Raw genomic sequence first — 20,075 nt, forward strand, 5'->3', positions numbered from 1 at the left:
CACCTACCGACGATCACGCCTCCGACCCGCACGAGCACCCCAGCCCCGACCCACACCAGCCCCGCGACCAGCGACTTCAGGATGAAAACTGCTCAGTGCTGTGATGACACTCCTCGCTGATTCGGCCCAGACCGCGGGCGCGTTCACAAGCTACCGCTCGACGTTCGTCGAGGGTGCCACCGGCGCGCCTGCCCACTTCCACACGCGTGCCTGGGAATTGTTCTTCGTACTGAGCGGCTCGCTCCAGGTGCTGCTCGACGCGGAGGTGACCATCCTGCACCAGGGCGACTTCCTCGCCGTGCCGCCGGGCACCCCGCACGCCTTCCGCGCCGCCCCGGGCTCGGGCGCCGACGTTCTCTGCGTCTTCACGCCAGGCATGGACCGCTTCGACTACTTGCGTCTGCTGGGACAGGTCACCCGCGGTGAGGAGCCCCCGAGCCGGCTCACCGAGACTTCGGAGCGCTTCGACAATCACTACGTCGACAGCCCGGTCTGGCGCGCAACGCTGGAGGCCTCGGCGTGATCACCCCGGACACCCGTATCAGGGTCGCCCGCCCGTCCCGGAACCTTGCGGCGGCCGAGCGCTTCTACGTCGAGGGCCTCGGTCTCGACGTTCTGTGGCGCACAACCGAGCGTGTCTCCGGCAAGCATGACCTGGTGATGCTCGGACTCCCGGGCGGCTCCTGGCACTTCGAGCTCACCCACGACCCCGAGCGGCCGCTGGAGCCCACGCCCACAGCGGACGACCTCTTCGTCCTCTACCTCGGTGCCTCGGTCGACGACGCCCTCGTCGACCGCCTCGTCGCCGCAGGCGGAACCCGCACCGCGGCGCACAACCCCTACTGGGACCAGTACGGCGTCACCGTTGTCGATCCTGACGGCTACCGCCTGGTGCTCTGCTCGCGTTCCTGGAACACCTGAAGTTCGCCGCCGTTGACAGGCCGGGTCACGGGCGCGGTTGGGTGAACCAGCCGGGCTCGGGCGCAGATTGACGGTCGACCAGGGTCGGGCCCTCTCTCCGTACTCGCTAGCGGATCACGCCCTGGGCGACCTGCCAGGAGTCCTCGAACATGTAGTAGCGGCTGATGCGGCCCTCGTGATCGACGACGATGTCGATGGCGAAGGGCGTGTCGATCACCTTGCCCGTCGACCGGACGACGACCCGCGCCCGTCCGATGAGGACCGCGTTCGGGCCGTCGACGACAACGCGCTCGACGTCGAACAGTTCGCGGTCGGTGTGCGCACCGATCGTCTCGAAGAACTCCGGGATGTTCTCGACCGAGCGACGCCCCACCCAGGGGACGATGGCCGGGTCACCGGGGATCTCCCAGACGGCGTCGCGCGCGAACAGCTCAACAACCCCGGCGATGTCGCCTGCTCCGACGCGCTTGAGGAGCTCGTCCACCACGCTGCGCGTGTTCTCACTCATGTTCTGCCCTTTCTTCGCCGAACGGGTTCGGCCTCTCGGACGGTACGGCTTTCAGGATGAGGTAACCGAAGGGCTAGCGGGCGGCGAGCACATCGCACAGCACGGTCTCCAGGGTCACCTTGGCCAGTTCGTTGCGCACGGCGCCCTCGACCCCGTCGTAGACCGCGCGCATCGCCGGCTGGATCCCGGACCCCACCACACACTGCGGGTCCGGGGTCGCGGGGTGCATGCCGAACAGCGGACTGGGGCCGACGACGTCGTAGACGTCGAGCAGGGTGATGGAAGCCAGGTCCCGACTGAGCATCCAGCCTGCGCCCGCGCCCCGCCGGGACTGGCACAGCCCGGCCTTCTGCAACTGCGCGAGCAGCCGGCGGATGACCACGGGGTTCGTGTTCACGCTCGTGGCGATCTGCTCCGAGGTGGCGACCTCGTTGCCGTAACGCTGGTACAGCCCAATCCAGGTCAGGGCATGCGCGGCGATGGTCATCCTGCTGTTGGCGCTCATTGGTCCCCACCTCCCTCTGAATGTAACAGTAACTGTTACGATTGGAACGGTCAAAGCCAGACGTAACGACGATGACGGCGATCGGGAGAGGGCTGGGCATGGTCGCGCACGGGTACTTCACCCTGGACGCTTCGGTCCGATGGCGGTTCAGGACGCCTGACGGAGATCCGTTCCTGTCCATCGGCGTCGTCCACGCCGACGACACGAACCTGCGCTACCCGCACAACATCGGCCTGTTCGCCGAGCGCTACGGATCCTCACGCCGGCGTTGGCTGGCCGAGGGCCTGGTGCCGGAACTGTCGGCCTGGGGGTTCAACACACTCGGGTGGAGCTCCGAGTACGTCAGCGGCAGCGGACTGTCGGCCACCCACGACGCGATCGACCTCGGCCACTCGGAGGGCCTGCCCGACGAAGAGGCGGCCGACACCGGCCTGCCCTACACCCTGTCGCTGCGCGTCGCCGAGATCGAGCACTGGAACGGTCACCCGGCCTACCGCGACCCCCGCTCCGAGGCGTTCGCGCAGTGGTGCGACCACCTGGCCCGGACCCGGTGCCGGCCGCAGGATCCGAACCTGATCGGCTACTTCCTCGTCGACGCGCCGGCGTGGGCGCGGCACCCGGCCGGTGCCGGCTACCCGCCCGGCGAGCTCGGGGAGATCGCGGAGGCCTACTACCGGGTGTCGGCGGAGGCCATCCGCCGTCACGACCCGAACCACCTGATCCTCGGCGACCGCTACGGGACGCGGGCCGGGATCCCGGAACCGGTGCTCGACGCGGCCGCCGCCCACGTGGACGTGCTGAGCCTGCAGAGCTTCCCGGCCGTCGACCAGGCGGCGATCGACTCCGTCGCCGACAGGTTCGACGCGTGGCACGAACGCACGGGGCTGCCGATCCTCCTCGCCGACACGGGCAACTGGTGCCCGACGGCCATGAGCCCTGCCCGCTCCGGGTCCGCGCGCGACCAGGCCGAGCGCGGCCAGGGCTACCGAATGATCGCCGACACGTTCGCAGCCCGCCCGTGGTGCCTCGGCTGGCACTGGTGCAGCTGGCTGGAGAACCCGCACCGCGGCTTCGGACTCAAAGACCCGTGGGACGAGCCGTACACCGACCTGGTGACCATCGCCCAGGAGACCAACCGACGCTGGAGGGACGCGGTCGCACCTGCGGCGCTCGCCGGCAGCAGGCCGGCGGCCGGAACCTCTTACGGATCTCAGCCCTTGAGCCAGTCGCCGTAGAGCTCGTCGCGGATGTCGTCCAGCGCCCGCTGCGTGCGGGCCCGGACGGACAGCCAGGCACCCTCGACCTCCGCGATCAGCACGTCCGGCGTGACGAACCAGCGGATCTCCTTGCCCGTCATGAGCAGTTGACGGTAGTTGTGGGTGAGGTCCAGCTCCGGTTCGGGTCTGATCAGGTGGTCGGTGAGCCCCTCGCCATCCAGAACCATCTCGAACATGACGAGCTCGACGCAGGCCAGCGAGACGCGCGACTCCCACGGGCGCCAGCGCTCCTGCGACTTGTCGACCAGGTCGGGGCGCACGACGGCGGCCGGGTCGTCCTGGTCGAGGTCGGCGAGCAGGATGCCCCAGAGCGCGCAGCCCTGGTTCTCCTCGCGGTAGACCAGGGCGTCGTGCCGGACGAACAGCTCGTCGGGCTTGAGCAGCCGGTTGTGACTGCGCGTCAGGTCGTCACGTCGACCGAAGAGTTCGTACGCCTCGCGCAGGGCGGCCGGCAGCCGCAGGCCCAGGCGCTGTTCGGCGGCGTCCAACTCGGCGCCGCGGTAGCCGTCGCCCGCGGTCAGCGGGCAGTCCCAGTAGGCGGCGAAGTCGGTGATGAAGCGCCAGACCGCAGAGCGGTGCCCGCGGGCGGCGTCGAGGGCGGCATAGGGATCGAGGTCCTCGGTCATGGCAGTACGGTACGGCGCCGGCCGGACGGCCGGAGCGGAAACCCGGGGACCTCACACCCGGTCGAGGAAGGCCAGCGCCGCGGTGTTGACCTGCTCGGCCCGCTGGAACGGCAGACCGTGGTGCGAGACGCCGGGGATGATCGCCGTCTCGACTCCGGGGAGCAGGCGGCGCGCCGCGGTGTCGACCCGGCGCGGGTCGTGCGGGCGGCTGTCGGCGGCGAGCAGGACCAGGGTGGGGGTGGTGAACCCGCGCAGTTGCGCGGCGGTCGGGCGCTTGCCGACGACCGGCCGGCTGTCGGGGAGTTCGGCGGCGAGGCCGTAGAGGTCGAGGAAGGCCGGGTCGATCGGGGCGCCGGCCGTCTCCCAGGCGAGGAACGCGCGGGCGCGGGCGGCGGTGGGACGCAGCAGCATGGGCAGGGCGTGCAGCAGGTAGCCGGGCCGGTAGCCGGCGAAGCACTGGGTCGGATCGAGGAGGACGAGCCTGCTCACCCGCTCGGGTGCGCGCAGCGCGTAACCGAGGGCGAGCCAGGCACCGTAGGAGTGGCCGAGGACGGCGGCGGGGGCGGTGAGGCCGAGGCCGTCGAGGACGGTGTCGAGCCAGCCGAACAACTCGGCCGGGGTGCGCGGCGGGTGGTCGCCGCGCAGGCTGCGGCCGGCCTCGCCGATCCGGTCGACGGCGTAGATGCGGTGCGTGCGGCTGAGGGCGGCGGCGTTGGCGAACCAGACGGCGGCGGTGGTGCCGCCACCGTGCAGCAGGAGCAGGGGCGGGGCGTCGGCGGGGCCGCAGGCGGTGATGTGGGTGCTGCCGAAGCGGGAGGTGAGGAGGCGGGTCTGGCTGGGGACGGGCCAGCGGGCGAGAAGTGCGTCGTAGGCGGCGAGGAACGGTGTCTGTGCCATCGAGAGCCTCCGCGGGTGGGATGAGTCGCTGGGCAAGTATCTCGCTGAGCGAGAGATACTATGCCTATCACGAGTCCGGCGCGGAGAGGCGAGGTGCGGCGTGGAGGAGATCGAACCGGCCCTGCGGGTGGTGCATCAACTGCGCGCGGTGACCGTCGAACTCGACCTGCTGGCCGGTGGTTTCGCGACGCGCAACCGGCTGCACCCGACGGACCTGCGGGCCCTGATCTGCCTGCTGGACGCGGCCCGGGCGGGCACTGCGGCGACGCCCGGGTGGCTGGGGCGGCAGCTGGGGCTCAACTCCGCCGGGACCACCGCCCTGGTGGACCGGCTGGAGCGGCTCGGCCTGGTCCGACGGGCGCGGGACTCGGTCGACCGGCGGCGGGTGCTGCTGGAGGTGACGGAGCAGGCGACGGCCATGGGGTGGGACTTCTTCGGCCCGCTGATCGGTGCGCTGGTGGGCGAGCTGAACGAGTTCGACGAAGCGGAACTCGCGGTGGTGCAGCGGTTCCTGGGGGGCGTGCTGAAGGTGGTGGCGGAGCAGCGGCGAGCGGGGAACGAGGCGCTTGGCCCCGCGTAATACGCGTCATACACTGGCGGCATGCCGAAGACGAGAATCAGCATCAGCCTGGACAGCGACCAGGCCGAGCGGATCCGAGCCCACGCGGAGCGCGCCGGCATGGATGTCTCCGCCTATCTCGCCAATGCCGCGACGCAGCAGATGGCCGAGGCGGAGGCGGCCGAGGCGCAGTTCGCCCAGATCGATGCCGCCATCGTCGCGGCCGAGGCGGCGGCGGCCGACCTACCGCCGCTGGCCGACGTCGCCGACGACGACCTCACCGAGGCGGAACGGCGCGAGGTGCGAGAAGCGATGGAGCTCGTCTACGGCCCGGACAGTGCGGCCGCTCGCCCGGGCAGTGCCGCGTGACCACCCGGGTGCCGGTGTACGACACCGGCATGCTGATCGCACTCGCCGATCGGAAAGCGAAGGCGGTGCGCCTGCACACCGCCCTCAAGGACACCCCGCACCGCGCGGTGCTGCTCGGCCCGGTGCTCGCCCAGGTCTGGCGCCCCGACCCGGCGACCGTGCACGCGCTGGCCGGGGTCATGAAGGACTGCACGGTGCCGCAAGCGCGCAGTTCCGCGCCGGCCATGCGGCCCACCAGCGCGGGCCAGACGGTGTGCATCAGGTGTGCGACCGGTCCGGACCTCACGGAGTGGCAACGCATCGGCAGTGCGCTCGGCACCGCCGCGCTGCCTCCGAAGAAGCGCCCGGACGCGGTGGACGCCCTGGTGGCGCTGACGGCGGCCCAGCATGGCAGCGCCGTGGTCTTCACCAGCGATCCGACGGACCTGACCGCCTGTCTCAACGCGCTGGACGCGCAGGACGTGCACGTGGTGCAGGTCTGAGCCGGTCCGCACGGCAGCCGGGCCCGGAGCGGTTGCTCCGGGCCCGGCTGCTTGCGGGATGACGGTTGATCAGTTCTCGTGGGCCGAGGCGTCGTCGATCAGGAACGCGGTGCCCGGGGTGCTGCCGGTCTCGTGCGAGACGAGTTGCAGGCCGATCGTGGTGCCCCAGCCGACCTGGCTGATGAACGGGCTCAGGTCGACCGACTGTTGCTGGTAGCCGTTGGTGGCGTTCTGGCTGGTCCAGGTCTTCACCGTGCCGAGCGACTGGCCGGTGTACTGGTCGATCACGTTGAGCGTCAGGGTGTCGGGCGAGCTGGTGGAGGTGTTGGTGGTGGAGATGTTCAGCCAGAAGGAGAAGTTGGCCAACTTGTAGCCGGGGTAGGTGTTCAGCGAGGCCGCGATCGAGTCGTCGCTGGTGGTGTCCTGGCCGAGCCAGGCGTACCACTGGCCCGAGTGGGCCGCGTGCAGGCTGGACGGGGTGATGACGTTGTAGCCCGACGGGCTCCACGCGTCGGTCATCACGGTGTGGTCGACATCGGCCGAACCGTTCTCGAAGCCGGGGTCGATCAGCTGCTCGATGCCGCCGCAGCCGGGCGAGCCGGAGGCGGTGACGTCCTCCCAGAATCCGGTGCTGGCCGTCTTGCCGTTGCCGTCACCGGCGTTGACGGTGATCCGCTGGTAGCCGTTGGTGGCAGCGGCGGTGCCGGAGATGACGCCGGTGGAGGCGTTGATGCTCAGGCCGCCCGGCAGGCCGGTCGCGCTGTAGCTGACCGTCGAACCGGTGTTGTCGACCGCGACCGCCGGGATCGAGACCGGGCCGGGGTTGTCCACCCGGTCGCACATGGTGCTCAGCACCACGGGCGGGTTGGTGTAGATCGGGTCGGAGGCCGAGCAGAGGTGGTCCGTGTTGGACCAGAGGGTCTGCAGCGGGAAGGAGCCGGTGGCGAGGTTCTCGAAGAAGAGTCCGCCGTTGGAGCCGTAGGGGATCCAGGCGCACTTGTCGCCGATCTCCTGGCCGGTGGAGTCGGTCCAACCGCCCGGGGTGTTCGGGTCGGTGACCGTCTCGGCGTACTCGTGGCCGCCGATGATGCCGTAGCCGTCCAGCTTGCCGCGCGCGGTGTTCTCACCGAACCAGTTGGCGCCGCAGCCGGCGACGTCCGGCAGGTAGGGCATGTTGCTGTAGGCGATCTGGCCCAGCGAGGAGCGCTGGAAGTCGTGCCAGGCGCAGTAGCCGAGCTCGTGCCACTTGTCCGGGTCGGTGCCCTGCGGCGAGTCGATGACGTACTGCACGTTGCGGTTCTGCGCCTCGGTGGTGTTGCCGAAGTGCTGGGCCGCGGCGAGCGCTTCGGCGCCGAGCTGCGGTTCGGTGGCCGCCTGCGGGGCGGCGGCGCCGTTGTCCACCCAGACGCCGGCCAGCACGCTGCCCTGCTGCGGGAACGGGATGTGCGCGGCGCCGGCCGGGCACTGCATGCTGCCCGAGGCGATGCCCTCGCAGTACTGGGTCAGCACGGCGCTCCAGCCGTCACCGGCGCTGCCCAGGCCCTTGAAGAAGTCCTGCTGGTACGGGACGGCGCCGTCCGGGTCGCCGGACAGCACGGTGTCGCCGGTGGAGTTGGTGGACGGGGTGCCCCACTGGGATCCCCACACCACCAGGTAGACCTTCGGCGGGCCGATCTGCACGCCGACCGAGTCCTGGCCGCCCTTGTAGGTGACCGGCGCGTCGTACTCGTTGGCGACCGAGCCGTCACCGTTGCCGCCGGTGCCCGGGTCGGCGCCGTCGGCCAGTTGCGGGGTGACCTTGCCGCCGGCCTTGCTGCCGGCCTGCGCGAGGGGGCCGGCCGTGGCGACGCGGCCGGCCTTCGCCCGGTGCGGACCCGCGGGGGTGGTGGCGGCGGTCTTCGGGGTGCCGGGCTTGACCTGCACCGCGGCGGTGGGCTTGGCCGTGCCCGGGGAGGCGATGGCGGCGAGCGGACTGGCGAGCCCGGCGCCGAGCAGCGCGGCGGAGAGTGCGACCAAGGCGGTCCGGCGGCTGCGTTCGAACAGGCCGGGTCTGTTTCTGATCACGGATCAACATCCGTTTCCGGTGATGTGGGGGCGCCCCGCCCGCGGGGCCGCGAGCAAGGGTGGAGCCGCTGAGGCGCCGGTACGGCCTGATGGGGCGCGGTTCGAAGGCGTGGGGGACGAACCGCGGACAGGTCCGCACTGGTGGGGGATGCAATGTGCAATACGATATTTCACTGATCGGGACCGCACAAGAGTCAACGCGAGTACGCAGTCGACTGCGCGGAAATGTGACGATCGTGCCGATTTGGACCGGTTCTGAACGACCGTCAGCCGGTGGCGGTGTCCCTCAGCAGGGTGATGCCGTCGCGGGCGTCGACCACCGCGTAACCCGACCGCTCGGCATCCGCGACCACGTGGGCGAGGCCGGCCGGGCAGTTGGTGGTGTCGGCGGTGGTGTCCCGGGTGTCGACCACGAGCCAGGCAACCGGGCGCGGCGCCCGGTGGTACGGGCAGGCCATGCTCACCGTCGCACGGTGCGTCAGCTGCGCGGCCAGGTGGTTGGTGGCCGCCACCGTCACGCCGTTCGGGATCTCGGCCGCCACCGTCAGCGCGGCCCGCTGGTGCGCGGTGGTGCGCCAGGTGGCCGGCTCGACCACCTCGGCCAGCGGGAAGGCGGGCAGCGTCGCCGCCGTCACCGCCAGGCCCGCCGCCAGCACCACCCGCAGCCGCCGTCCCGAGTAGCGCACCCGGTCGCGGGCCAGCGTGTCCACCATCGCGCCGAACAGGATCGGCACCAGCACGCCGTTGTAGTGGTAAGCGGTGCCCCAGTAGGCCGTGTTGTGCGAGAGGAAGCGCCAGCCGAGGGTGGGCAGCGCGAGCGCGGCCAGTGGCGAGCGCAGGGCCAGGAAGGCGGTCGGTGCGAGCAACAGCAGCAAGGTGTCCAGCCGGGTCGGCGGCCACCACTGGCCGCCGGGCACCGACGCCGGGGCGGCGCCGGGTTCGAGCTGTTGGAGGTAGTCGAAGACGCCGGTCGGACTGGCCGCCGGGATCAGCACGAACATCTCGACCAGCGTGCCGAGCACGCCGACCACCACCAGCGTGACGCCCAGCCGGCGCGGGCCGCGCCAGGCGATGTAGAGGCCGAGCATCGCGACGGTCAGCCCGAGGTCCTCCTTCACCAGCAGCAGCGGCAGCGCCCAGCAGGCGGCGGCACGCCAGCGCTCGCGGCCCGCCGCCTCGACGGCGAAGGCCGTCAACGGGACGGCGAAGCAGACCTCGTGGAAGTCGAACGCGTCGACCCGGACGATCCCCCAGGCGCAGCCGGTCCCGATCCCGGCCGCCAGTCCCACCCACAGGCCCCGGGTCCGCTGGCCCCAGCGGGTGATCGGGACGACGGTCAGGGCGAGCAGTGCGGCTTGCGCCAGCAGCAGGGTCAGCGGGGTCGGGAAGAGGCGGTAGAGCGGGGCGAGCACCGCGAGGATCGGGTGGAAGTGGTCGCCCAGCACGTTGTAGCCAGGGCCCTTGAGGTCGGCGACCGGCGCGTGGAAGTGGGCGTAGTTGCGGATCGCCTGCTCGAAGATGCCCAGGTCGTAGCCGCCGGACAGGACTCGCTGGTGGCGGCGGACGGCGACGATGGCGTACAGCAGGAAGAAGAGCGCGGCCAGGCCGTACGGCAGCGCACGGGGGCCGGGGCGGGCCGGCGGCGCGCAATCGGCGGGCCGGCGCTGGGGCCGGACGGCTGCGACGGTCGGCGCCTCCAGCACCTGCCCGTGCGACGTTCGTGCCTCCGGCACCCGCACACTCGACGTCTGCACACTCGGCGTCCGCGCACCCAGCACAGGAACGGTCTCCCTCAGGTCTGCCCGGTTCGGGGCCGGCGATACCGACGGCTGCGGGCCGGTCAGGACAAGAGTCATCGACGCTATCACCCGGCCGGCATCGCCCCTGCGGGCGGCCCGGTCACGGCGGTGGCAGCGCGGCCAGGGCCGCCTCGGTGGCCGCCAGCGAGCGGGCGTCCAGCACGGCGGCGCTGCCGCGCAGGCGGTGGACGGTCTCGGTGACGGCCAGCCCGAGCAGCCCGGGGAGCAGGTCGACGCTGCGGCGGGCCAGCCAGGCGGTGCCGCGGGTGGCGAGCCACCAGAGGTCGGCGCCGCGGCCCGGCGGCGGGGGTGCCGCGACGGCGGCGGGCGGCGGGCCGAGCGGATGCCCGGCCTCGGCGAGCAGGTGGTGGAACCGGCGGGCGATCAGCAGGTGGCCGGCCGGACTCGGGTGCAGCCGGTCGGCGCTGAGCAGTGCGCGGTCGGCCAGCCAGGGCATGGTGGCCAGGTGCAGGTGGACCGCCTGGTGGCGCTGCGAGAGCTCGTGGACGACGGCGTTGACGGCCGCCATCCGGCGGGCCAGCGGGCGGGCCAGCGGTCCCGGCAGGCCGAGCAGCACCCCCGCGTCGGGCAGGCAGGCGGTGAGCAGCACGGCGCCCTGGCCCGCCAGGGCCCCCAGCGTGGCGTCCAGCGCGGCGGCGGTGCGGCCGATGTCGAAACCGGCGCGCAGGGTGTCGTTGCCGCCGATCACGACGGCCGCCAGGTGCGGCCGCAGGCTCAGCGCGGCCGGGAGTTGACTGGTCGTCAGATCAGCGGCCTGGGCGCCGCTGACCGCCAGGTTGCGGTGCCTGACCTGGGACGGATCGGCGGCGAGGGCAGGAGCGAGCAGTGCGGACCAGCCGCGCCAGCCGTCCCCGACCGGGCTGCCGACGCCCTCGGTGAGCGAGTCGCCGAGGGCCACGAAGCGAACCGTGTCGAGCCAGGCGGTGGGGGCGGTGGGGGCGGGTCGGGTGGGGGCGGTCATCTCGCGCTCCCGGCGGCGGCCGCGGCCTGGACGCCGCAGGCGCCCTGGTGCACGGCCAGGAAGGCCGCCACCGCGGCCGGCCAGCCGTACCGCTCGGCCCTGTCCCGGGCCGTGGCGCGCCGCTCGCGCTCCGGAAGATCCAGCAACTCCCGTACCGCAGTGGCGAATCCGCTCCCGCTGTCGACCGCGGGCCGGCCCGCGGGCCCGACGATGTCGGGCAGCGCGGAGGAGCGGCTGACCGCGACCGGGGTGCCGCAGGCGAGTGCCTCCAGGGCGGCCAGGCCGAAGGTCTCGATCGGGCCGGGGGCCAGCGCCACGTCCGCCGAGGCGAGCAGGGCACTCAACTCGGCCCGGTCGGCGAGGTGGCCGAGGAACCGCACCGGCAGCCGCTCGCGGTCGGCCCGCTCGGCGAGCCGGGCGTGCAGCGGCCCGGTGCCGGCCACCACCAGCACCGCGTCCGTTCCGGCGCGCCGCAGTTCGGCGAGCGCGTCCAGGGCCCGGCCCGGGCGCTTCTCCGGCGAGAGGCGCGAGCAGAGCACCAGCATCGCCCGCCCCTGACCCGCGTACCGCGCGCGCAACTCGGCGTCGTACCGCCCGGGGTGCAGCCCCGCCAGGTCGACCCCGAGCGGCGCCCGGACCAGGTTGCGCACGCCCAGCCGGGCGAACTCGCCGGCCGCCCAGGCGGTGGTGCAGACGACGGTGTCGTAGGCCCGCGCGGTCCGGGAGTTGAGCCGGTCCGCGAGCGCCCGGGCGGCGGGGTCGGGCAGGCCCCTGGTGCGCAGCAGCCCGGTGACGTTCTCGTGCGAGACCAGCGCCGCCGGGATGCCCCGACGGCGGGCCCAGTCGCCGGTCCAGCGCAGGGTGGTGCGGTCGGAGACCTCCAGCCGGTCGGGGGCCAGCTCGGTCAGCAGCCGGGCCACCGCGCGGCGGTCGGTGAGCAGCCGGTAGCCGCCGCTGCCGGGCAGCACCGGGCCGGGCAGGGTCACCACCCGGCCCTGGTCGCTCTGCTCGTCGCGGTGGTCCGGACCGGGCACCACCAGCACCGGCTGGTGGCCGGCGGCCAGGTAGCCCGCGCCGAGGTGGCGCAGGGCGGTGCGCAGGCCGCCGGAGACCGGGGTGACGAAGTTGGCGATCCGGACGATGCGCAGGCCCTGGCTCATGCGGGCTGCTCCTCGACCGGTGCCGGAGCGGGGACTGCCAAGGGGGTGGGAGCGGCTGCCGGGGCCGGCGCCGTTCCCGAGGCCACCTCCAGCACCTCCCCCCGGTGCTCCGCCAGCACCTCGGCGTAGTGCCGCAGCAGCAGGTCCCCCACCGCCTCCCAGGTGCGCGCGGTGACGTCCGACCGCCCCGCCCGCCCGTACGCGGCCCGCCGCTCGGGGTCGGCCGCCAGTTCGGCGACCGCCTCGGTGACGGCGCGCGGATCGCGCGGGGCGACCAGCAGCCCGGTGCGGCGGTGGCCGACCAGGTCGAGCGGGCCACCGGCCGCCGGGCCGACCACCGGGACGCCGCTGGCCATCGCCTCCTGGATGGTCTGGCAGAACGTCTCCAGCGGACCGGTGTGCACGAACAGGTCCAAGGTGGCGTAGCAGCGGGCGAGTTCCTCGCCGGTGCGGCGGCCGAGGAAGATCGCGCCGGGCAGCGCCTCCTTCAGCGCGGCGGCGCTCGGCCCGTCCCCGATGATCACCAGCCGCACGCCCGGCAGCGCGCAGACGCCGGCCAGCAGGTCGACCCGCTTCTCGGGAGCCAGCCGGCCGACGTAGCCGACCAGCACCTCGCCGCCGGGGGCCAGCGCGCGGTGCAGCGCCTGGTCGCGGTGGCGCGGGTGGAAGCGCAGCGAGTCGACGCCGCGCGGCCACAGGTGCACCCGCGGCACGCCGTGCGCGGTGAGGTCCTGGGCGGCCGGGGTGGAGGGGGCCAGGGTGCGGGCGGCGGCCCGGTGCACGGAGCGGATCCGGTGCCAGGCGGTGGCCGCGCCGAGGCCGCCGCCGACCCGGTAGGCCTGGGCGTAGCCGGCCAGGTCGGTCTGGTAGACGGCGATCGCGGGCAGACCCAGGCGCCGGGCCTCGGTCATCGCGCGGGCGCCGAGGATGAACGGACTGGCCAGGTGGACCAGGTCGGGCCGGTGCGCGGCCAGCGCGCCGGCCAGCCGGGAGCTGGGCAGCGCGACCCGGACCTGCGGGTAGCCGGGCAACGGGACGGAGGGGATCCGGACGACGGGCAGCTGCACGGCGTCCGGGCCGAAGGAGTGCGCCGGGGTGCTCGCACCGCGGGCCGGCGCCGGGGTGATGACCAGTGGTTGGTGGCCACGCCGGACCAGGTGCTCGGCGGTGCGGAGCACACTGTGGGCGACGCCGTTGACTTCGGGCGGGAAGGACTCGGTGACGATCGCGACTCGCATGCCATCGTTGTTGCCGGGCTGGACGTGCGCTGGGCCAAAGGGATCTGTCGAACAGGCGAACTGCGGCCAGCTCTTTGCCGCTGCCTGCCACGGGACGGGCATTTCGGACTCGGTCCTGTCCGGCCGATCTTGCCGGGCAGGACCTGAGCGCCCGCCAATCCGAGCCCGCTCGGCCAAGGCTCAGGTTCAGCGATGCCATGTCAAACAATCATGACATTTCCGCGCACAGCGACTAGTCAACCGACCAGTAACCCACTTACCGTCAACTCCCCACCCCCACCGTGAGGAGCCGACCCTTGCCCAGCCGCGCCTTACGCCCGCCCCGCCGGCGGCTCAGATTCCCGGCCGCCGCGATCGCCGCCCTACTGGCCGGCGCCCTGCTCGCCGCCGCCCCCGGCGCCGCCACCGCCTCCGCCGTGAAGGCCCTGCCCGCCGCCGCCCCCGACTACTGCGGCGGCCAGTGCAACGACATCCTGCCGCCCGGCGAGAACGGCAACGCCACCCTCGCCGACATCCTGGCCAACAAGGTCTTCGGCACCCGCCCGGCGAACACCGACAGCCAGCTCGGCCCCTACTCCGCGCTCGCCTCCGGCTACCCGAACCTGACCAACGCCCAGTTGGGCAACTTCTTCAACGACGCCTCGTTCGGCGTGCCGGCCAACCAGGTGGCCAGCACCAGCAGCCCGCGCTCGGACGTCACGATCGTGCGCGACAACACCGGCATCCCGCACGTCACCGGCACCACCCGGTCCGGCACCGAGTTCGGCGCCGGCTACGCGGCCGCCCAGGACCGGCTCTGGGTGATGGACCTGTTCCGGCACGTCGGGCGCGGCGAGCTGTCCGGCTTCGCCGGCGGCGCGGCGGCCAACCGGCAGCTGGAGCAGAGCTTCTGGCAGGCCGCGCCGTACACCGAGGACGAGCTGCAGCAGCAGATCAGCAACGTGGCCGCCGACGGCCCGCGCGGCCAGCAGGCGCTGGCCGACGCACAGGCGTACGTGGACGGCATCAACGCCTACATCACGCAGGCCTACAACAACCGGACCTTTCCCGGCGAGTACGACCTGACCGGGCACGTCAACGCGATCACCAACGCCGGCTCGATCCAGCCCTTCCAGCTGACCGACCTGGTCGCGCTGGCCTCGGTGATCGGCGCGCTGTTCGGTTCGGGCGGCGGCGGCCAGGTCCAGTCCGCGCTGGTCAAGGAGGCCGCCGACGCGCGCTACGGCACGGCGCTCGGCGACCAGGTCTGGCAGTCGCTGCGCGAGGCGAACGACCCGGAAGCGGTCACCACGCTGCACGACGGGCAGTCCTTCCCGTACGCGCTGCCGCCGAGCGACCCGCAGGGCGTGGCGCTGCCGGACGCCGGCTCGGTGGTGCCCGAGCAGCTGATCTACAACGCGACCGGCTCGGCGACTTCCAGCACCACCAAGGCGGCCGGCGTGCTGCCCGGCAACCTGCTGACCGCCAAGCACGGCATGTCGAACGCCCTGCTGGTCTCCGGCAAGTACACCGCGAGCGGGAACCCGGTGGCCGTGATGGGCCCGCAGACCGGCTACTTCGCGCCGCAGCTGCTGATGCTGGAGGAGTTGCAGGGCCCGGGGATCAGCGCCCGCGGCGCGGCCTTCGCGGGGCTGAGCTTCTACGTGGAGCTGGGGCGCGGCCAGGACTACGCGTGGAGCGCGACCTCGGCCGGGCAGGACATCACCGACACCTACGCGGTGCCGCTGTGCACCGCCGACGGCTCGCCGGTCACCCTGGCCGCCCAGTCCTACCTCTACCACGGCGTCTGCACGCCCTTCGACAAGCTGGTGCAGACCGACGCCTGGTCGCCGACCACCGCCGACTCCACCCCCACCGGCTCCTACTCGCTGGTGATGTACCGATCCGACTACGGGCTGGTGACCTCGCGCGGCACGGTCGGCGGCAAGCCGGTGGCGTTCACCTCGCTGCGCTCCAGCTACGACCACGAGGTCGACTCGATCATCGGCTTCCAGATGCTCAACGACCCCGGCTCGGTGCACGATCCGGCGAGCTTCCAGCAGGCGACGCAGAACATCAACTACACCTTCAACTGGTTCTACGCCGACTCCCAGCACATCGCCTACTACAACTCGGGGGACAACCCGGTGCGCGCGCCCGGCGTCGACCCCGGGCTGCCGGTGCTGGCCCAACCCGCCTACGAGTGGCAGGGGTTCGACCCGACCGACAACACCGCGCAGTACACCCCGCCGGCCCAGCACCCGCAGGGGGTGGACCAGGACTACTACATCTCCTGGAACAACAAGCAGGCCCAGGACTACGGCTCGGCGGGCTTCGGCGACGGGTCGGTGCACCGGGCCAACCTGCTGGACTCCCGGGTCAAGGCGCTGGTCGCCAAGGGCGGGGTGACCCGCGCCTCGCTCACCCAGGCGATGGCGGACGCGGCGGTGACCGACCTGCGTGGTGAGGACGTGCTGCCCGAGCTGCTCAAGGTGATCAACAGCGCGCCGGTGACCGACCCGCAACTCGCCTCGGTGGTCAGCGAGTTGCAGAGTTGGCAGGCAGCGGGATCGAAGCGGGTGGAGAGCTCGCCGGGCAGCCAGGCCTACGCGAACGCGGCCGCGATCCAGGTGCTGGACGCCTGGTGGCCGCTGGTCGCGGACGGGGTGATGCACCCCGGGCTCGGCGACCAGCTGTTCACCGCGCTGACCGGGGCGCTGCAGATCAACGAGTCCCCCTCGGGCGGCCAGACCGGCGCCGCCAGCGGCGGTCCGGTGGACGCCAACGAGTCGATCCCGCACAAGGGTTCGTCGTTCCAGTTCGGCTGGTGGAGCTACCTGGACAAGGACCTGCGCTCGGTGCTCGGCGAACCGGTCGCCGGTCCGCTGGCCCAGCAGTTCTGCGGTGCCGGCGGCGGTCTGACGGCCTGTCGGACGGTGCTGCTGAACACCCTCCAGGAGGCGGCGGCCGAGTCCGCGAGCCAGGTCTACCCCGGGGACGGCGACTGCGCGGCGGGTGACCAGTGGTGTGCCGACACCATCATCCAGCGGCCGCTGGGCGGGGTGACCGACAACAAGATCAGCTGGCAGAACCGGCCGACCTACCAGCAGGTGGTGGAGTTCCCCTCGCACCGCTGAGCCGACTCGGAGCCGAAGGGGCCGAAGGACCGAAGGGGGTGCCGCGTGCGGCGCCCCCTTCGGTGGCGTCCGGCACCCCCTCACCCGCGCGGCGGCGGGTGGCTTGCCGGGGCCCGGCACCGGCCCGAGGCTGGCCGTGACCCCTCTCTCCCGCCGAGCCCCCAAGGGACCGCCGCCATGACCTCCTCCCCCGCCCCCTTCGGCCCGTACGGCACCCGGCTGGCCGACGAGTCACCCGAGTACGCCCAGGCGCGCGAGGAACTGCGGCTTGCCGAGCTCGAGTTGATGAACCGTCAGGAGCGGGTGGCGCGGCAGCGGCGGGACCTGCCGCCGGGCCCGGTGATCGGGGACTACACCTTCCTGGAGGGGCCGGCCTGGCTGGACCAGGGCGACGACCCGGTCCGTCCGGTCCAGCTCGGCGAGCTGTTCACCGCGCCCGGACGGCCGCTGGTGGTCTACCAGTTCATGTACGGCAAGCGGCAGCAGAGCCCGTGCCCGATGTGCACCATGTGGCTCGACGGGTTCAACGGCATCGCCCACCACCTGACCCGCAACGCCGACTTCGTGGTGGTGGCCGCCGCCGATCCGCAGCCGCTGCGGGCGCACGCGCGGCGGCGCGGCTGGGAGCGGCTGCGGCTGCTCAGCTGCGGGGCCAACACCTTCAAGTACGACCTGGGCAGCGAGGACGGGCAGGGCAACCAGGTTTCGACGGTGTCGATCCTCACCCGGGACGCCGACGGCACGCTGCGCCACCAGTACTCGGCCCGCCCGGCCCTGGCGCAGGAGGTCGACGAGCGCGGCATCGACCTGCTGTCGCCGGTCTGGCACCTGCTGGACCTGACGCCGGGCGGGCGCGGCGACTGGTACCCGGGGCTGGACTACTGAGACTCGCCTGCCCCCCGGAAAACCTCTGGCGCTCCCCGTCGGCTCTCCTCTACGGTGTACGAGTCTTATACGTCGTAGAAGAGAGTGGACCGGAGCCTTGTCCCAGACCGACCGCCGGCCCGACCGGTGGGTGATCCTCGCCGTGATCTGCCTGGCCCAACTCGTCGTAGTACTCGACAACACCATCCTCAACGTCGCCATCCCTTCGCTCACCAGGGAGTTGGGCGCCACCACCGCGCAGACCCAGTGGGTGATCGGCGCCTACTCGCTGGCCCAGGCCGGCCTGCTGATCGCCGCCGGTGGACTGGCCGACCGGTACGGGCGCAAACGGGTCCAGCTGATCGGCCTCGCACTGTTCGGCATCGGCTCGCTCGGCGCCATGCTGGCCGGCAGCCCCGGGCAGTTGATCGCGGCCCGGGCCGGCATGGGCGTCGGCGGCAGCCTGCTGCTGGCCACCAGCCTGGCCATCGTGGTGCGCACCTTCGAGCCCGACGAGCAGCCCAAGGCGATCGCGGTCTGGAGCGCCATCGCGTCGCTCGGCTTCGCACTCGGGCCGGTGATCGGCGGCCTGCTGCTGAGCCGGTTCTGGTGGGGCTCGGTCTTCCTGGTCAACCTGCCGGTCGCCGCGCTCGGTCTGGCCGCCGTGGCCCGCCTGGTGCCCGAGTCCAAGGACCCGCGGGGCGAGAGTCCCGACCTGCTCGGCGCGGTGCTCTCCACGGCCGGGCTGGTCGGCCTGGTGTACGCGGTGATCCAGGGGCCCGGCAACGGCTGGACAGCGGGCAGCACCCTGATCTCCGGCGGCCTCGGCCTGCTCTTCCTGCTGCTCTTCACCCTCTGGGAGCGCCGGATCGAACACCCGCTGCTCGACATGGGCTTCTTCCGCAACGCCCGGTTCCGCGGCGCGATCTCCGGCGGGGTGCTGGTCAGCTTCGGCCTGGGCGGCTCGCTCTTCCTGCTCACCGAGCACCTGCAGTTCGTGCTCGGCTACGGTCCGCTGGCGGCCGGCCTGCGCACCGCGCCGATGGCACTGACCGTGGTGCTGCTCAACCTGACCGGCTTCGGCATGCGGCTGACCATGAAGCTCGGCCTCAAGCCGCCCACCGCGATCGCCTGCGGGCTGACCATGCTCGCCGCCGGCCTGGCCTCGATCGCGCTGCTCGGCCGGCACGGCTCCTACCCCGGCATCCTGCTCGGCCTGGTGCTGATGGGCGCCGGCGTGGCCGTGGCCCAACCCGCGATGGCCGGCTCGATGATGAGCTCGATCCCGCCGGAGAAGGCCGGCGTCGGCTCCGGACTGCTGGGCACCCTCAGTGAACTCGGCACCTCGCTCGGCGTCGCGGTGCTCGGCGCGGTGCTCACCGCCGGCTTCGCCGGCTCGCTGCCGGCCGGGCTGCCGCACGCCGCGGGCCGTTCGCTGCCGGAGGCACTCGCCGCCGCCGGCCCTCAGCAGGCCGATCAGGTCCACTCGGCCTTCGCGAACAGCCTGACCAACAGTCAGCTGATCGGCTCCACGGCCGTCCTGCTCGGCGGCTTCCTGGCCGCGTGGCTGCTCAGCCGAGCCGCTGCCCAGCCGCCGGCCGCAGCCGAGACGCGGCAGGCCGAACCGGCCGAGTCCGCCCGCTGAGCGCCCCTGAGCGCCACTTGAGCTCCACTGAGCGCCACTGACCGTACGATCGCTGCACGGCCGCTCCCGGTGGCCGTGCAGCGATCGTCCGCACAGCGCAAGGACCGAGCATGGCCGAGAAACCCCGCGACCCCGCGGTCAGCATCTGGGTGAAGCCGCCCAAGCGCAGCCGCCGCGGCAGTGCCCCCAGCGGCCTGAGCCGGGAGCGGATCGTGCGCGCGACGGTGGAGCTGCTGGACGCGGACGGCGTCGCGGCCTTCTCCATGCGCAGGCTCGCGGCCGAGCTCGAGGTCACCGCGATGTCGCTCTACTGGTACGTCGACACCAAGGACGACCTCCTCGAACTGGCCCTGGATGAGGCATTCGCCCCGCTGGGCGCCACCACCCTGGAGGACCACGGCGACTGGCGCCGGCACCTGCGCACGCTGGCCCACCAGTACCGTTCCTGCTACCAACACCACCCCTGGGCACCCCAGTTGGCCGGTCAGTTCCTGCCGCTCGGCCCCAACTCGCTGCTCTTCTCGAACAGCGCTGTCGGTGCCATGACCCACAGCGGTCTGCCCGCCGAGCAGTTCGGCGCGGCGCTCGGCCTGCTCTTCGAGTTCGTCTACGGCCACGCGGTGATCGAGTCGCTCTGGCTGGCCCGGGTCCGCGCCTCCGGCCTGAGCGAGGACGAGTTCTACCGGGAGCTCTACGGCGTCATCGAACAGGCCACCCCGGGCTTCGTGGAGAACGCGGACCTGATGGCCAACCAGCCACGGGCCGGCCAGGCCGCCGTCCGGGACCTGCGCTTCGCCCAGAGCCTGGACCTCGCGCTGGCCGGCATCGAGGCGACCATCGCGGCGGCCGCGGCCGGCTGAGCCGGCCGCCCGAAAAGAGAAAAGCGCGGCAGTTCCGATAAATCGGAACTGCCGCGCTTCAGTATTCACTGAAATCACATCGTCTCGGCGACCTCGACGACGATGTCGCTCTCCTTGACGAGCTCGACCACCAGGTTCTGGATGTCCATGTTATTCCCCTCCTTTCCTTTCCGTGCTCTTCGCTTGACAAGAAGGCTAGCCGG

General features: G+C 72.4%; 18 protein-coding genes and 1 pseudogene. 10 read left to right on the top strand and 9 right to left on the bottom strand.

Translation table 11 applies throughout. The annotated features are described in order from the left end of the window. Positions 1-94: 94 nt before the first annotated feature. Together P3T41_RS14340 and P3T41_RS14345 are read left to right on the top strand one after the other, a co-directional pair. Positions 95-523, top strand: a pseudogene (locus tag P3T41_RS14340) (cupin domain-containing protein); the annotation flags it as partial. Beyond that, positions 520-921, top strand: coding sequence for a VOC family protein (locus P3T41_RS14345; protein ID WP_280690205.1), 402 nt, complete (start codon positions 520-522; stop codon positions 919-921). The pseudogene P3T41_RS14340 and the gene P3T41_RS14345, both read left to right, overlap by 4 nt. Positions 922-1,027: 106 nt before the next feature. On the opposite strand, the gene P3T41_RS14350 is transcribed toward P3T41_RS14345, so the two are convergent. Both P3T41_RS14350 and P3T41_RS14355 read right to left on the bottom strand, forming a co-directional pair. After that, complete coding sequence (locus P3T41_RS14350) at positions 1,028-1,405, bottom strand: nuclear transport factor 2 family protein (RefSeq protein WP_280690206.1); 378 nt, start codon at positions 1,403-1,405, stop codon at positions 1,028-1,030. Between the two features lie 97 nt (positions 1,406-1,502). Continuing rightward, positions 1,503-1,934 (bottom strand): Rrf2 family transcriptional regulator, encoded by a 432-nt coding sequence (locus tag P3T41_RS14355; protein WP_280690207.1) that lies wholly within the window; start codon positions 1,932-1,934, stop codon positions 1,503-1,505. A gap of 98 nt (positions 1,935-2,032) precedes the next feature. Between P3T41_RS14355 and P3T41_RS14360 the strand changes: the two genes are divergently transcribed. Continuing rightward, on the top strand, positions 2,033-3,169 hold the full coding sequence (locus P3T41_RS14360; protein WP_280690208.1) for a hypothetical protein: 1,137 nt from the start codon (positions 2,033-2,035) through the stop codon (positions 3,167-3,169). Here P3T41_RS14360 and P3T41_RS14365 read toward each other — a convergent pair. Both P3T41_RS14365 and P3T41_RS14370 read right to left on the bottom strand, forming a co-directional pair. Next, positions 3,145-3,837 (bottom strand): SMI1/KNR4 family protein, encoded by a 693-nt coding sequence (locus P3T41_RS14365; RefSeq protein ID WP_280690209.1) that lies wholly within the window; start codon positions 3,835-3,837, stop codon positions 3,145-3,147. The genes P3T41_RS14360 and P3T41_RS14365 overlap by 25 nt on opposite strands. 51 nt (positions 3,838-3,888) lie before the next feature. Continuing rightward, positions 3,889-4,734, bottom strand: coding sequence for an alpha/beta hydrolase (locus P3T41_RS14370; protein ID WP_280690210.1), 846 nt, complete (start codon positions 4,732-4,734; stop codon positions 3,889-3,891). Positions 4,735-4,834: 100 nt separating this feature from the next. Here P3T41_RS14370 and P3T41_RS14375 point away from each other — a divergent pair, with 100 nt between their 5' ends. The 3 genes from P3T41_RS14375 to P3T41_RS14385 are packed head-to-tail and all read left to right on the top strand — an operon-like array spanning position 4,835 to position 6,144. Next, positions 4,835-5,314 (top strand): MarR family transcriptional regulator, encoded by a 480-nt coding sequence (locus P3T41_RS14375; protein WP_280690211.1) that lies wholly within the window; start codon positions 4,835-4,837, stop codon positions 5,312-5,314. 21 nt (positions 5,315-5,335) lie between these two features. Then, entirely contained in the window at positions 5,336-5,662 is a 327-nt protein-coding gene (locus P3T41_RS14380; RefSeq protein WP_280690212.1) for a ribbon-helix-helix protein, CopG family, read from the top strand. Continuing rightward, on the top strand, positions 5,659-6,144 hold the full coding sequence (locus P3T41_RS14385) for a hypothetical protein (protein WP_280690213.1): 486 nt from the start codon (positions 5,659-5,661) through the stop codon (positions 6,142-6,144). The genes P3T41_RS14380 and P3T41_RS14385 overlap by 4 nt, the downstream gene beginning before the upstream one ends. Positions 6,145-6,213: 69 nt before the next feature. Here P3T41_RS14385 and P3T41_RS14390 read toward each other — a convergent pair whose 3' ends face one another. The 5 genes from P3T41_RS14390 to P3T41_RS14410 form a co-directional block, all read right to left on the bottom strand. Next, the gene (locus P3T41_RS14390) at positions 6,214-8,208 is read right to left on the bottom strand and encodes an Ig domain-containing protein (protein WP_280690214.1); all 1,995 of its coding nucleotides are present in this window, start codon (positions 8,206-8,208) and stop codon (positions 6,214-6,216) included. A 266-nt stretch (positions 8,209-8,474) separates the two neighbouring features. Continuing rightward, positions 8,475-9,962: a DUF2079 domain-containing protein gene (locus P3T41_RS14395; RefSeq protein ID WP_280690215.1), complete on the bottom strand. Its 1,488-nt coding sequence runs from the start codon at positions 9,960-9,962 to the stop codon at positions 8,475-8,477. Positions 9,963-10,107: 145 nt separating this feature from the next. Continuing rightward, the gene (locus P3T41_RS14400) at positions 10,108-10,989 is read right to left on the bottom strand and encodes an SGNH/GDSL hydrolase family protein (RefSeq protein ID WP_280690216.1); all 882 of its coding nucleotides are present in this window, start codon (positions 10,987-10,989) and stop codon (positions 10,108-10,110) included. Next, positions 10,986-12,149 carry a glycosyltransferase gene (locus P3T41_RS14405; protein WP_280690217.1) on the bottom strand — a complete coding sequence of 388 codons (1,164 nt, stop codon included), beginning with the start codon at positions 12,147-12,149 and terminating at the stop codon, positions 10,986-10,988. The genes P3T41_RS14400 and P3T41_RS14405 overlap by 4 nt, the downstream gene beginning before the upstream one ends. Further along, positions 12,146-13,387: a glycosyltransferase family 1 protein gene (locus tag P3T41_RS14410; protein WP_280690218.1), complete on the bottom strand. Its 1,242-nt coding sequence runs from the start codon at positions 13,385-13,387 to the stop codon at positions 12,146-12,148. The genes P3T41_RS14405 and P3T41_RS14410 overlap by 4 nt, the downstream gene beginning before the upstream one ends. Positions 13,388-13,683: 296 nt before the next feature. Here P3T41_RS14410 and P3T41_RS14415 point away from each other — a divergent pair, with 296 nt between their 5' ends. From P3T41_RS14415 to P3T41_RS14430, 4 genes are all read left to right on the top strand, one after another. Next, positions 13,684-16,503, top strand: a complete 2,820-nt coding sequence (locus tag P3T41_RS14415) for a penicillin acylase family protein (RefSeq protein ID WP_280690219.1) — start codon at positions 13,684-13,686, stop codon at positions 16,501-16,503. Positions 16,504-16,680: 177 nt separating this feature from the next. Beyond that, positions 16,681-17,388: a DUF899 family protein gene (locus P3T41_RS14420; protein ID WP_280690220.1), complete on the top strand. Its 708-nt coding sequence runs from the start codon at positions 16,681-16,683 to the stop codon at positions 17,386-17,388. A 97-nt stretch (positions 17,389-17,485) separates the two neighbouring features. Continuing rightward, positions 17,486-19,012 carry an MFS transporter gene (locus tag P3T41_RS14425; protein WP_280690221.1) on the top strand — a complete coding sequence of 509 codons (1,527 nt, stop codon included), beginning with the start codon at positions 17,486-17,488 and terminating at the stop codon, positions 19,010-19,012. A gap of 110 nt (positions 19,013-19,122) precedes the next feature. Further along, the gene (locus P3T41_RS14430) at positions 19,123-19,872 is read left to right on the top strand and encodes a TetR/AcrR family transcriptional regulator (protein WP_280690222.1); all 750 of its coding nucleotides are present in this window, start codon (positions 19,123-19,125) and stop codon (positions 19,870-19,872) included. The last annotated feature ends 203 nt before the right edge of the window (positions 19,873-20,075 follow it).

Source organism: Kitasatospora sp. GAS204B (assembly GCF_029892155.1).
GTDB lineage: Bacteria > Actinomycetota > Actinomycetes > Streptomycetales > Streptomycetaceae > Kitasatospora.